The sequence below is a fragment of the Marilutibacter maris genome (assembly GCF_003233695.1).
GTDB lineage: Bacteria > Pseudomonadota > Gammaproteobacteria > Xanthomonadales > Xanthomonadaceae > Marilutibacter > Marilutibacter maris.
This window is the reverse complement of sequence record NZ_CP029843.1, coordinates 3,254,145-3,267,350: the sequence shown is the minus strand read 5'-3', so window position 1 is coordinate 3,267,350 and position 13,206 is coordinate 3,254,145. Positions and strand designations below refer to the sequence as shown.

Genomic DNA, 13,206 nt, shown 5'->3' with positions numbered 1-13,206 from the left:
GCCAGGGAAGGCATGTTTCCTCCACTTCCAATTGAACAGTTCCAGCGAGCGACCACGATGACCATCCAGCGAATGACCGACCTCGATCTCACCGGCAAGCGGGTGCTGATACGGGAGGGCGAGCCGGGCTGACGCGGGCTGCCCTATCGGCAGGCCGCGCCGGCGAGCGCCCGGCCATGGAGGGCCGGGCCGGACGGACCGAAGACGGTCCGCTGCGCCAGGGAAGGCATGTTTCCTCCACTTCCAATTGAACAGTTCCAGCGAGCGACCACGATGACCATCCAGCGAATGACCGACCTCGATCTCACCGGCAAGCGGGTGCTGATACGGGAGGGCGAGCCGGGCTGACGCGGGCTGCCCTATCGGCAGGCCGCGCCGGCGAGCGCCCGGCCATGGAGGGCCGGGCCGGACGGACCGAAGACGGTCCGTTGCGCCAGGGAAGGCATGTTTCCTCCACTTCCAATTGAACAGTTCCAGCGAGCGACCACGATGACCATCCAGCGAATGACCGACCTCGATCTCACCGGCAAGCGGGTGCTGATACGGGAGGGCGAGCCGGGCTGACGCGGGCTGCCCTATCGGCAGGCCGCGCCGGCGAGCGCCCGGCCATGGAGGGCCGGGCCGGACGGACCGAAGACGGTCCGCTGCGCCAGGGAAGGCATGTTTCCTCCACTTCCAATTGAACAGTTCCAGCGAGCGACCACGATGACCATCCAGCGAATGACCGACCTCGATCTCACCGGCAAGCGGGTGCTGATACGGGAGGGCGAGCCGGGCTGACGCGGGCTGCCCTATCGGCAGGCCGCGCCGGCGAGCGCCCGGCCATGGAGGGCCGGGCCGGACGGACCGAAGACGGTCCGCTGCGCCAGGGAAGGCATGTTTCCTCCACTTCCAATTGAACAGTTCCAGCGAGCGACCACGATGACCATCCAGCGAATGACCGACCTCGATCTCACCGGCAAGCGGGTGCTGATACGGGAGGACCTGAACGTGCCGATCAGCGAGGGCCGGATCAGCTCCGAGCAGCGCATCCTCGCCGCGCTGCCGACGATGAAGCTGGCGCTGGAGAAGGGCGCGGCGGTGATGGTGACCTCGCACCTGGGCCGTCCGAAGGAGGGCCAGTGGAGCGAGGCCGACTCGCTGGCGCCGGTCGCCGCGCGCCTGTCCGAGCTGCTGGGCATCGACGTGCCGCTGGTGCGCGACTGGGTCGGCGGCGTGGAGGTGAAGCCCGGCCAGCTGGTCCTGCTCGAGAACTGCCGCATGAACGTCGGCGAGAAGGCCGACGACGAGGCGCTGTCGAAGCAGTACGCGGCGCTGTGCGACGTGTTCGTGATGGACGCCTTCGGTACCGCCCACCGCGCCCAGGCCTCCACCCACGGTGTGATCCGCGCGGCCACGGTCGCCGCCGGCGGTCCGCTGCTGATGGCCGAGCTGGATGCGCTGGCCAAGGCGCTCGACAACCCGGCGCGGCCGCTGCTGGCGATCGTTGCCGGCTCCAAGGTCAGCACCAAGCTGGAACTGCTGTCGTCCCTGGTCGGCAAGGTCGACCAGCTGATCGTCGGCGGCGGCATCGCCAACACCTTCATCGCCGCGATGGGGCACGGCGTCGGCAAGTCCCTGGTCGAGATGGATCTGGTCGACACCGCGAAGAAGATCATCGCCGACGCGCAGGCCCGTGGCGCCAGCATCCCGCTGCCGACCGACGTGGTGGTCGCGCCGGCGTTCGCCGCCGATGCGCCGGCGACGGTCAAGCCGGTCGATGCGGTCGGCGCCGACGACATGATCCTGGACATCGGCCCCGAGACCGCGCAGGCCTATGCGGCGCTGATCGGCAAGGCCGGCACCGTGGTCTGGAACGGCCCGGTCGGCGTGTTCGAATTCGACGCCTTCGGCAAGGGCACCGAGGCGATGGCGCGCGCGATCGCCTCCAGTCCGGCGTTCTCGATCGCGGGCGGCGGCGATACCCTCGCCGCGGTCGACAAGTACGGGATCGCCGCCGATGTCGGCTACATCTCCACCGGCGGCGGCGCCTTCCTCGAATTCCTGGAAGGCAAGGAGCTGCCGGCGGTCGCGGCGCTGAAGGCGCGCGCGGCCTGATGGCCACGGCCCGGGCGACGCTGTTCTTCGACCTGGACGGAACGCTCATAGATTCGGCCACCGGCATCACCCGCTGCGTGGCCCATGCGCTGACCGCGATGGGACGCCCGGTGCCGCCGGATGCGGAACTGCGCGGCTGGATCGGCCCGTCGCTGCGCACCAGCTTCGGGCCGCTGTTCGACGACCCGACCGGGGTCGAGTCGGCGGTCGAGCACTATCGCCAGCGTTTCGATTCGATCGGTTGGCGCGAGCACGAGGTCTACGCCGGCATTGGCGAGACGGTCGAGGCCCTGGGTGCGCGCGGCCATCGCTTGGCGGTGGTCACCGCCAAGAACGAACCGCATGCACGGAGGATCGTCGCCCACCTGCCGTTCGGCGGCTGCTTCGCCGAGGTGATCGGTGCGACCCCGTGCGGCCGCCGCAGCGACAAGCCCGAGCTGATCGCCGAAGCGCTGGCGCGGCTCGGGCTGGATGCCGGCGATTGCTGGATGATCGGCGACCGGCGCATGGATATCGAGGGCGCGCATCACCACCGCATGCGCCACATCGGCGTGTTGTGGGGCTTCGGCGGCAGGGACGAGCTGGGTGCGGCCGGTGCCGAACACCTTGCCGCCGCGCCGCACGAACTGCTCGATCTGTTGGCCTGAAGCGGCCGGCTCGGGCTTGCGCGCAGCCCCGTAGGAGCGGCGTGAGCCGCGATGGGGAACGATATCCGGCTGCGCCCGGATATCTCCCAAGGTTTGCCGTGCAAACCTTGGGCCCCGCCGTTGCGCCTCCACACCCCCATTCGCATCTGCGATGCGAATCGCCCCCTGACTCAGGGGGCTGGGTTCATGGGGTAGGTGGCCGCTTTTCGTAGGAGCGGCGTCAGCCGCGATGAGGCTTTCATGGGAAGGCCTTCGCGGCTGACGCCGCTCCTACAGGGGAACAATATCCGGCTGCGCGCGGATATCTCCCAAGGTTCGCTGCGCAAACCTTGGGCCCCGCCGTTGCGCTTCCACACCCCCATTCGCATCTGCGATGCGAATCGCCCCCTGACTCAGGGGGCTGGAGAGTCATGAATCCCCGACCGTTTGTCGTAGGAGTGTCTTTTCCGGCGTGGGGGTGTCAGCGTCGCGCTGCGTCCAGTCGCTTGCCAGCAGTCCGTAGAACGCGGTGTCGCTGATCTCGCCGGCCACCTGCCAGCGTTCGCGCAGCAGGCCTTCGCGGACGAAGCCCAGCCGTTCGGCGAGGCGGCAGGAGGCGAGGTTGCGCGGGTCGATGTCGGCCTCGATCCGGCGCAGGCCCAGGTCACCGAAGGCGTGGTCCAGCGCCAGGACGCCGGCCTCGCGCGCGAACCCGCGGCCCCATGAGCCACGCTCCAGCATGTAGCCGAACTCGGCTACTCCTTGCTCGGCGCTGATCCGGAACAGGGTGACGCCGCCGATCATGCGGCCGTCGTCGAGTGCGGCGATCGCCCAGCACAGCTGGCTGTCGGGGGCGTTGCCGTTGAGGCTGGAATCGAACTTCGAGTGCGCCTGCTCGATCCGCGTCCACGGCGGATGGCTCCAGTAGCGCATCGCTTCGGGATCGGAGTGCAGTGCGAAGAAAGCGGCGAGGTCGTCCGGGCGATAGGGGCGCAGTCGGATCCGCGCGCCGGTGATGACCGGCGGTCGATAGGGCGGGGGAGTGTCGGTCACGCGTGCTCCGTCGTTTCGTCGTCACAGCCACAGCAGCGCCGCGCCGATCACGACGCCGGTCACCAGCAGCTGGATCAGGCAGAAACCCATGATATCGCGGGCCTTCAGTCCGGCCAGCGCCAGCGCCGGCAGCGCCCAGAACGGCTGGATCAGGTTGGTCCAGGCATCGCCCCAGGCCACGCCCATCGCGACCTTGGCCACGTCCGCACCCAGGGCCTCGGCCGCCGGCACCATGATCGGCGCCTGCACCGCCCACTGGCCGCCGCCGGAGGGCACGAACACGTTCAGCACGCCGCCGGCGATGAAGCTCCAGAACGGCAGGGTGTCGGCATCGGCGATCGCGACGAAGGCCTGCGACAGCGTCGCCGCCAGCCCCGACTCGACCATGATCGCCATGATGCCGGCATAGAACGGAAACTGGATGACGATGCCGGCGCCGCCGCGGATCGCCTGGGCGAGGCTGGCCAGCAGCCGGCGCGGCGTACCGTGCAGCACGATCGCCAGCATCAGGAAGGCGAAGTTGACGATGTTGAGGTTGAGTCCGCCGCCGCCGAGGAAGTGATCGACGAGGAAGCCGATGCCGGCCAGGCCGACCAGGGCCGCCAGCAGGCGGCTGTCCTCGAGCCGGTCGGCCGGCTGTGGCGCGCAGGAAGCCATCGGCGCCGCCGGCTCCGGTGCGGGGCGACGGACCACCGCCTCGTTGTCGGACGGCAGCATCCAGCGGTTGACAAGCGGCACCAGCACGAACAGCGCGGCGAGGATCGCCAGGTTGTAGCCGGCGAAGATCGTCCGCGAGGTCGGCACCACGCCCATGGCGTCGACGAGGAAGTGGCCCTCGGTGGCGATGGTCAACGGGATCGAGCCGGCGAGGCCGCCGTGCCAGACCACGAAGCCGGAATATGCGCTGGCGACCAGCAGCCGGTAGTCGACCCGGACCTGGCCGGCCAGCTCGCGCGCGAACAGCGCGCCGACCACCAGGCCGAAACCCCAGTTGACCCAGCTCGCGGTCAGCGACACCAGGCTGACCAGGACGATCGCCATGCCGGGTGTGCGCGCCAGCGCGGCCAGCCGCGCCAGCAGGGCCTTCACCGGTGGCGTGCTGGCGAGCATGAAGCCGGTGACCAGCACCAACAGCATCTGCATCGAGAAGCCCAGCAGCGCCCAGAACCCGCCGCCCCACATCCGCAGCACCGCCAGCGGCGCCTGCCGCTCGACCGTCATCGCGGCGATCGCCGCGACCAGGCTCAGCAACAGCACCAGCACATAGGCATCGGGCAGATAGCGTTCGACCAGGCGCACGGCCGGTCGCGACAGGCGGTTGAGCATCGGCTTTCCGGTTCGGCACCGGCATCGGCCGGCACCGGAAAACTAACCGAAAACCGCGCCGGGTTCCGCGCGCAGCGTTGCGCACCTGCAGCAAATCCGCGATCGCTGGTCTGCTTTGGCGGTGGCGGTTCGATACCAGCGGCGGGGCCTTGCCGATGCGCAATCGATTTCCGCATGGATCGAGCAACAGCTGTGCTAGCGTCGGCAGGATCGCCCCAGCACCGTTCGCCGATGACCGCACAGCAGCGCCGTACCAAGATCCTTGCCACCCTCGGGCCCGCCACCGATCCGCCGGGCGTGCTGGAGCAGCTGCTGAAGGCCGGTGTCGACGTGGTGCGGCTGAACTTCTCGCACGGCGACCCGTCCTCGCAACTGGCGCGGGCCGAGGCGGTGCGCGCCGCCGGCAGGAAGGTCGGTGTCGAGGTCGGCATCCTCGCCGACCTGCCCGGTCCGAAGATCCGCATCGAACGCTTCGCCGACGGCAAGGTCGAGCTGAAGACCGGCGACGCCTTCGACCTGGTCGCCAGCGAGGATGCGCCGGCGGGCACCCGCCGCGAGGTCGGGGTCAGCTATCTCGGCCTGCCCGGTGATGTCGCTCCCGGCGACACCCTGCTGCTCGACGACGGCCTGATGCAGCTGCGGGTCGAGCGGGTCGAGGGCGCACGCATCCACTGCACCGTGCTCAACGACGGTGTGTTGTCCGATCGCAAGGGGCTCAACAAGCTCGGCGGAGGACTCTCGCTGGGGGCGTTGACCGAGCGCGACCGCGAGCTGATCAAGGTCGCCGCCGATGCCGGCGCGGACTTCATCGCGGTGTCGTTCTGCCGCAACGCCGAGGACATGGAGGAGGCGCGCCGCGCGGCCCGCGAGGCCGGCTGCGAGGCGGCCCTGGTCGCCAAGGTCGAACGCGCCGAGGCGATCGAGAACCTGGTCGAGATCGTCGACGCCAGCGACGTGGTGATGGTCGCGCGCGGCGATCTGGGCGTGGAGATCGGCGATGCCGAGCTGCCGGGCCTGCAGAAGAAGATCATCAAGGTCGCGCTGGAGCGCAACAAGGTGGTGATCACCGCGACCCAGATGCTGCAGTCGATGGTGGAAAGCCCGATCCCGACCCGCGCCGAGGTGCTCGATGTCGCCAATGCGGTGATCGACGGCACCGACGCGGTGATGCTGTCGGCCGAGTCGGCCGCCGGCCGCTACCCGGTTCGCGCGGTCGAGGCGATGGCGCGGATCTGCCTCGGCGCCGAGCGCCAGTTCGCCCACGACACCGATTTCGAGGCGGCCCCGCGCAACCTGCAGCGGGTCGACCAGGCGATCGCGATGGCGACGATGTTCCTCAGCGAGCACATCGGTCTGCGCGCGGTGGTCGCGATGACCGAGTCCGGCGGTACCGCGCGCTTCCTGTCGCGATTCCGTTCCGGCGTGCCGATCTACGCGTTCTCGCGCCATGCCGGCGCGCGGCGGCGGATGGCGATGATGCGCGACGTGTTCCCGATCGACTACGACAGCCGCGGCCAGACCCCAGGCGAGGCCGGACGCGGCGCGATCCAGCGCCTGGTCCAGGCCGGCCTGCTGGGGGGCGGCGAACGGGTGGTGTTCACCAGCGGCGAGCGCATGGAGCACCGCGGTTCCACCAATACGCTGCGCCTGCTGGAGGTCGGTCCCGACGGCCAGGCGGTGGGGCTGGGCGAGCTGTAGCGGCGCCCGAGGGGCGGGCAGCGGCAGCGGTCGTCTACCGGTATCGTGAACTGGTATTGAAATCCGGGGTGTGTGGTCTGCAAGTTGTTGATTGTTGGTCGCCGTGGGGAGGCGGAGCCGCCCGCTCGCGGCTATAATGCCGGGCTTCCCACCCGTTCCCTGCAGGATCCCCATGAGCATCGAACAGCTTGCCGAAACCGCCCTGGCCATGGTCGCCCCGGGCAAGGGCATCATCGCGATCGACGAGTCGACCGGCACCATCGCCAAGCGCTTCGCCGGCGTCGGCGTCGAGAACACCGAAGAGAACCGCCGCGCCTACCGCGAGCTGCTGCTGACCACGCCCAAGCTGAGCGATTACATCTCCGGCGCGATCCTGTACGACGAGACCCTGCGCCAGTCGACCAAGGACGGCGTGCCGTTCGCCAAGGTCATGACCGACGCCGGCATGATCCCGGGCATCAAGGTCGACAAGGGCACCCACGCCCTGGCCGGTTTCCCGGGCGAGGTGGTCACCGAGGGCCTGGACGGCCTGCGTGCACGCCTGGAGGAGTACTACAAGCTCGGCGCGCGTTTCGCCAAGTGGCGCGCGGTGATCAACATCGGCGACGACATCCCGTCGGGCACCTGCATCGACGCCAACGCGCATGCGCTGGCCCGCTACGCCGCGCTGTGCCAGGAGCAGGGCCTGGTGCCGATGGTGGAGCCGGAGGTGATCATGGACGGCAGCCACGACATCGACACCTGCTACGAGGTGACCGAGGTGACCCTGCGTTCGCTGTTCGCCTCGCTGTACGAGCAGAACGTGATGCTGGAGGGCACCATCCTGAAGGCCTCGATGGTGCTGCCGGGCACCACCAGCGGCGACAAGGCCAGCGTCGAGGAAGTCGCCGCGGCGACCCTGCAGTGCCTGAAGTCGACCGTGCCGGCGACCCTGCCGGGCATCGTGTTCCTGTCCGGCGGCCAGGGCGATGAGGACGCGACTGCGCATCTGGACGCGATGAATCGCATGGGGCCGAACCCGTGGCCGCTGTCGTTCTCCTACGGCCGTGCGATGCAGCAGGCCGCGCTGAAGCTGTGGGGACAGGACATCGTCAACAACGTCGCCGCCGCGCAGAAGACCGTCTACGAGCGCGCCCGCGACAACGGCCTGGCCGCGCTGGGCGAGTGGAGCAAGGCCGCGTAAGCGAAGCCGCCACTGTCGTACCGAGAACGCCGGCCCCGTGCCGGCGTTTTCTTTGGCCCGGGAGCCGACGGCTCTTGCGCCCCGGAGGGAGCGGCGGTACCGCGATCGGAGTTCGGAGGAAGGCCTCATCGCGGCTTACGCCGCTCCTACATCAGGTACTCACGGACCCAATCCCCCAGTAGGAGCGGCGTAAGCCGCGATCCCCGGACTGCGCCCGGGAATCCCAAAAGCTTGCTTCGCAAACCTCGGACCCCGCCGTTGCGTCTCCACACCCCCATTCGTGCCGCCGGCACGAATCCCGCCTGAACCAGGGGGGGCTATCCACGCTGTAGGAGCGGCGTAAGCCGCGATGCGCCCTGGAATCCCCAAAGTTTGCTGCGCAAACCTTGGGCCCCGCCGTTGCGCTGCCACACCCCCATTCGTGCCTGCGGCACGAATCGCCCCCTGACTCAGGGGGGAACGATATCCGGTCTGGCCCGGGAATCCCAAAAGCTTGCTTCGCAAACCTTGGGCCCCGCCGTTGCGTCTCCACACCCCCATTCGTGCCGCCGGCACGAATCCCCCCTGACTCAGGGGGGAACGATATCCGGTCTGGCCCGGATATCTCCCAAAGTTTGCTTCGCAAACCTTGGGCCCCGCCGTTGCGCTTCCACACCCCCATTCGTGCCTGCGGCACGAATCGCCCCCTGACTCAGGGGCGGGGCCCACGACTTCGCTCACGACTCTACGCCGCTCTTGCGCGGAGTGGTTTCGGGGAGGGGGCACTTTGCCGATCCGGCCTGCCGGCGGCGGCTGTCAACCTATGGCCCACGCGGGCGTTTACCACTGCTGGCTAGACTTGCTGGCTGCACTGTTCCCTCGATCGAGATTGGCATGCTTTCTTCTCCCCCGGATTCCCGTCGTCGCCTGCCGGCGCTGTTGGCCGTGATCATGATCGCGGGGCTGGCCGCCTGCAGTCGCGGCACCCCTGGAGCGGGGGGCGGCGAAGCGCCGGCGATTCCGGTGACGACCCTGCAGCTGCAGATGCAGCCCTGGAGCGATACCGTGCAGGCGCTGGGCACGGTCAAGGCGCGCGAGTCGATCACGGTCACCGCCAAGGTCAGCGAGACCGTGCAGGAGGTGCATTTCGACAGCGGCGACGAGGTCGCGGTCGGCGCGCCGCTGGTCACCCTCAGCGGCCAGCAGCAGCGTGCCGCGCTGAACGAGGCGCTGGCGGCGGCGGAAGAGGCCGAGCGCCTGTACAAGCGCCAGGGCGAGCTGGTCCAGCAGCAGCTGATCGCCAGTTCCCAGTTCGACGCCCAGCGTGCGACCCGCGACGCCGCCCGCGCCCGGGTCGCGCAGATCCGCGCCCAGCTCGGCGACCGGGTGATCACCGCGCCGTTCTCCGGTGTGCTCGGCATCCGCCAGGTCAGTCCCGGCGCCCTGGTCACGCCCGGCACGCCGATCGCGACGCTGGACGACACCCACCGCGTCTACGTCGACTTTCCGGTGCCGGAGTCGCAACTGGCGCACCTGGCGGTCGGCCAGCGCCTGAGCGGTCACAGCGAGGCCTGGCCGGATCGCGACTTCGCCGGCGAGGTCAGCACCATCGATGCCCGCATCGACGCGGCGACGCGCGCGGTCACCGTGCGCGGCGACTTCCCCAACTCCGACCGCGCGCTGCGCCCGGGCATGCTGCTGCAGGTCACCCTGAGCCGTCCCGAACGGCAGGCGCTGCTGGTGCCGGAGATCTCGATCATCCAGGTCGGCACCAGCGCCTACGTGTACCGGGTCGGCGCCGACGACACCGTCCAGCGGGTCGAGGTCGGCGTCGGTGCGCGCAGCGCCGGGCTGGCCGAGGTCGTCGCCGGACTGTCGGTCGGCGACCGCATCGTCGTCGACGGCACCGGCAAGCTGCGGCCGGGCAGCAGGATTCGTGAGGGCGAGGTCCGCGACGGCGGCGCGCCGGCAGCGGAGAGCGAAGGCGCCGCGGCCGACGACGATGCCGGAACCGCGCCGTCCAACGGAGGCTGAGCCATGAACTTCTCCGAGCTGTCGATCCGCCGGCCGGTGTTCGCGACCGTGATGAGCCTGATGCTGATCGTGCTCGGCATCATGGCGTTCTCGCGGCTGACCCTGCGCGAATTGCCGGCGATCGATCCGCCGATCGTCTCCGTCGACGTCACCTACCCCGGCGCCTCGGCGGCGGTGGTCGAGACCCGGGTGACCCAGGTGCTGGAGGACGCGCTGTCGGGCATCGAGGGGGTGGAGACGATCCAGTCGCGCAGCGTCAACGGGCGCTCCTCGGTGACCATCGAGTTCACCCTCGAGCGCGATATCGAGGCCGCCGCCAACGATGTGCGCGACGCCATCAGCGGGGTCGCCGACCGCATGCCCGAGGAGGCCGATCCGCCCGAGGTCGAGAAGGCCGACAGCGACTCGGACACGGTGATCTGGCTCAACATGAGCAGCACCACGATGGACACGCTGCAGCTGAGCGACTACGCCGAGCGCTACGTGGTCGACCGCCTGTCCAGCCTCGACGGCGTGTCGACGGTCAGGGTCGGCGGACAGCAGCGCTATGCGATGCGGATCTGGCTCGACAGCGACGCGCTGGCCGCGCGCGGGATCACCGCCAACGACGTCGAGGACGCGCTGCGCGCGGAGAACGTCGAACTGCCGGCCGGGCGCATCGAGTCCGACAACCGCGACTTCACCCTGCGCCTGGCGCGCAGCTACCAGGCGCCTGAGGACTTCGCGCGGATCCCGCTGCGCAAGGGCGAGGACGGTTACGTGGTGCGGCTGGGCGACGTCGCCCGGGTCGAGCTGGCCTCGGCCGAGCGCCGCGCCTACTACCGCAGCAACGGCGAGCCGAACATCGGCCTGGGCATCAACAAGACCTCGACCGCGAACGCGCTGGAGGTCGCGCGCGCGGCGCGCGCCGAGGCCGAGCGGATCCAGCCGACCCTGCCCGAGGGCACCCGCATCTTCGTCGCCTTCGACAGCACGCTGTTCATCGAGGCCGCGATCGAGCGCGTCTACCACACCCTGGCCGAGGCGATCGTGCTGGTGTTGCTGGTGATCTGGCTGTTCCTGGGCAGCTTCCGCGCCGCGTTGATTCCCGCGGTCACGGTGCCGGTGTGCCTGGTCGCCGCGTTCATTCCGCTGTACCTGTTCGGCTTCTCGATCAACCTGCTGACCCTGCTCGCGCTGGTGCTGTGCATCGGTCTGGTCGTCGACGATGCGATCGTGGTGCTGGAGAACATCCAGCGCCGCACCGACCTGGGCGAACCGCGCCTGGTCGCGGCCAAGCGCGGTACCCGCCAGGTCGCGTTCGCGGTGATCGCGACCACCGCGGTGCTGGTCGCGGTGTTCCTGCCGGTCGGCTTCATGGAGGGCAACACCGGCCGCCTGTTCCGCGAGTTGTCGGTGGCGCTGGCCAGCGCGGTCGCGATCTCGGCCTTCGTCGCGCTGACCCTGAGCCCGATGATGGCGTCCAAGCTGATCCGCCCGCACAGCGAGGAGAAGTCCAATCCGGCGCACCGCTGGATCACCCGCCGGCTCGACAGCGTCGGCGCGCGCTATCGGCGCTTCCTCGACCACAGCGTCGAGCGGCCGTGGCTGTTCGGCGGGCTGATGGTGGTCGCCCTGGTCGCGATCGCGGGCTTGTTCAAGTGGATGCCGACCGAGCTGGCGCCGCCGGAGGACCGCGGTGCGTTCTTCATCTCGGTCGAGGGCCCGGAAGGCGCCGGCTTCGACTACACGGTCGACCAGATCAAGCAGGTCGAGGCGGTGATGGCCGAGCAGATCGCCGGCGGCGCCGATGGCAACGGCAGCCGTCCGGTCCAGCGCGCCAACACCCGCGTGCCCGGCGGCTGGGGCGCGAGCGAGGAGATGCATACCGGCAACGTGATCGTGTTTCTGGCCGACTGGGACAAGCGCGAGGCGAGCACCGCGGAGGTGGTCGACCAGTTGCGCGGCGAACTCGGCCAGTTGACCGGCGTGCGCGCGACCCCGCGCGTGCGCACCGGCCTGGTGCGCAGCGGCGGCCAGCCGCTGCAGGTGGTGATCGGCGGCCCCGACTACGCCGAGCTGGCCCAGTGGCGTGACCGCATCATCCAGCGCATGGACGGGAACCCCGGCCTGTACGGCGCCGACTCCGACTACAAGGAAACCCGCCCGCAGATGCGCGTGCAGATCAACCGCCAGCGCGCCGCCGATCTGGGTGTCAGCGTGTCGGCGATCGGCCGCGCGCTGGAAACGATGATGGGCAGCCGCCGTGTCACCACCTTCGTGCAGGACGGCGAGGAATACGACGTGATCGTGCAGGCCGACAAGCCGGCGCGGGCGACCCCGGCCGATCTGGCCAGGATCCAGGTGCGGGCCCGTGGCGGCGAGCTGGTGCCGTTGTCGAACCTGGTGACCCTGAGCGAGCTGGCCGAGGCCGGCAGCCTGAACCGGTTCAATCGACTGCGCGCGATCACCATCAGCGCCGGCCTGGCCAACGGCTACCGGCTCGGCGATGCGATCGAGTGGATGAACCAGGTCGTCCGCGAAGAGCTGCCCGAGCACGCCCAGATCGACTGGAAGGGCGAGTCGCGCGAACACCAGAAGGCCGGCAGCGCGGTGCTGCTGACCTTCGCGCTGGCGCTGCTGATCGTCTACCTGGTGCTGGCGGCGCAGTTCGAGAGCTTCATCCACCCGTTCGTGATCATGCTGACGGTGCCGCTGGGCGTGCTCGGCGCGCTGCTGGGCCTGCTGCTGACCGGCGGCACCCTCAATCTCTTCAGCCAGATCGGCATCGTGATGCTGGTCGGCCTGGCGGCGAAGAACGGCATCCTGATCGTCGAGTTCGCCAACCAGCTGCGCGACGCCGGGCGCAGCATCCACGAGGCGATCGTCGAGGCTTCGGCGGTGCGCCTGCGGCCGATCCTGATGACCTCGATCGCGACCGTCGCCGGCGCGCTGCCGCTGGTGATCGCCGGCGGACCGGGCTCGGCCAGCCGCGCGACGATCGGCGTGGTGGTGATCTTCGGGGTCTCGTTCTCGACCCTGCTGTCGTTGTTCGTGATCCCGGTGTTCTACGTGTTGCTGGCCCGCTACACGCGCTCGCCGGACGCGGTCAAGAACGAGCTGGAGAAGCTGGAATCCAGCACCCCGGAGGCGGGCGGGCTGGCCTGAGCCGACCCGTCGCCGCGCCGCTTGCCGGCCGCCGTCGCAGACCGGAGACTGGCGATCGGCAAT

General features: G+C 69.6%; 8 protein-coding genes. 6 read left to right on the top strand and 2 right to left on the bottom strand.

Annotation, left to right across the window (positions count from 1 at the left end; translation table 11 throughout):
* Positions 1 to 921 precede the first annotated feature (921 nt).
* Positions 922 to 2,097 carry a phosphoglycerate kinase gene (locus tag C9I47_RS14425; protein ID WP_111267371.1) on the top strand — a complete coding sequence of 392 codons (1,176 nt, stop codon included), beginning with the start codon at positions 922 to 924 and terminating at the stop codon, positions 2,095 to 2,097.
* Entirely contained in the window at positions 2,097 to 2,744 is a 648-nt protein-coding gene (locus tag C9I47_RS14420; protein WP_111267370.1) for an HAD hydrolase-like protein, read from the top strand. The genes C9I47_RS14425 and C9I47_RS14420 overlap by 1 nt, the downstream gene beginning before the upstream one ends.
* A 408-nt stretch (positions 2,745 to 3,152) precedes the next feature.
* Here the strand turns inward: C9I47_RS14420 and C9I47_RS14415 are convergent, their stop codons facing one another.
* Together C9I47_RS14415 and C9I47_RS14410 are read right to left on the bottom strand one after the other, a co-directional pair.
* Positions 3,153 to 3,776: a GNAT family N-acetyltransferase gene (locus tag C9I47_RS14415; protein WP_223250159.1), complete on the bottom strand. Its 624-nt coding sequence runs from the start codon at positions 3,774 to 3,776 to the stop codon at positions 3,153 to 3,155.
* A gap of 21 nt (positions 3,777 to 3,797) precedes the next feature.
* Positions 3,798 to 5,102: a short-chain fatty acid transporter gene (locus C9I47_RS14410; protein ID WP_111267369.1), complete on the bottom strand. Its 1,305-nt coding sequence runs from the start codon at positions 5,100 to 5,102 to the stop codon at positions 3,798 to 3,800.
* Positions 5,103 to 5,333: 231 nt separating this feature from the next.
* Between C9I47_RS14410 and pyk the strand changes: the two genes are divergently transcribed.
* The 4 genes from pyk to C9I47_RS14390 all read left to right on the top strand — a co-directional run bounded on the left by pyk (position 5,334) and on the right by C9I47_RS14390 (position 13,143).
* Complete coding sequence (gene pyk / locus C9I47_RS14405) at positions 5,334 to 6,800, top strand: pyruvate kinase (RefSeq protein ID WP_111267368.1); 1,467 nt, start codon at positions 5,334 to 5,336, stop codon at positions 6,798 to 6,800.
* A 172-nt stretch (positions 6,801 to 6,972) separates the two neighbouring features.
* Positions 6,973 to 7,983 carry a class I fructose-bisphosphate aldolase gene (locus tag C9I47_RS14400; protein ID WP_111267367.1) on the top strand — a complete coding sequence of 337 codons (1,011 nt, stop codon included), beginning with the start codon at positions 6,973 to 6,975 and terminating at the stop codon, positions 7,981 to 7,983.
* A gap of 873 nt (positions 7,984 to 8,856) precedes the next feature.
* Positions 8,857 to 9,996: an efflux RND transporter periplasmic adaptor subunit gene (locus C9I47_RS14395; RefSeq protein ID WP_111267366.1), complete on the top strand. Its 1,140-nt coding sequence runs from the start codon at positions 8,857 to 8,859 to the stop codon at positions 9,994 to 9,996.
* 3 nt (positions 9,997 to 9,999) lie between these two features.
* Entirely contained in the window at positions 10,000 to 13,143 is a 3,144-nt protein-coding gene (locus C9I47_RS14390; protein WP_111267365.1) for an efflux RND transporter permease subunit, read from the top strand.
* The last annotated feature ends 63 nt before the right edge of the window (positions 13,144 to 13,206 follow it).

What these genes read in the sequence shown, in the direction of transcription:
- C9I47_RS14410 (WP_111267369.1), bottom strand. Translation starts at nt 5,102, where the DNA reads ATGCTCAACCGCCTGTCGCGACCGGCCGTGCGCCTGGTCGAACGCTAT.
- C9I47_RS14425 (WP_111267371.1), top strand. Translation starts at nt 922, where the DNA reads ATGACCATCCAGCGAATGACCGACCTCGATCTCACCGGCAAGCGGGTG.
- pyk (WP_111267368.1), top strand. Translation starts at nt 5,334, where the DNA reads ATGACCGCACAGCAGCGCCGTACCAAGATCCTTGCCACCCTCGGGCCC.
- C9I47_RS14395 (WP_111267366.1), top strand. Translation starts at nt 8,857, where the DNA reads ATGCTTTCTTCTCCCCCGGATTCCCGTCGTCGCCTGCCGGCGCTGTTG.
- C9I47_RS14390 (WP_111267365.1), top strand. Translation starts at nt 10,000, where the DNA reads ATGAACTTCTCCGAGCTGTCGATCCGCCGGCCGGTGTTCGCGACCGTG.
- C9I47_RS14420 (WP_111267370.1), top strand. Translation starts at nt 2,097, where the DNA reads ATGGCCACGGCCCGGGCGACGCTGTTCTTCGACCTGGACGGAACGCTC.
- C9I47_RS14400 (WP_111267367.1), top strand. Translation starts at nt 6,973, where the DNA reads ATGAGCATCGAACAGCTTGCCGAAACCGCCCTGGCCATGGTCGCCCCG.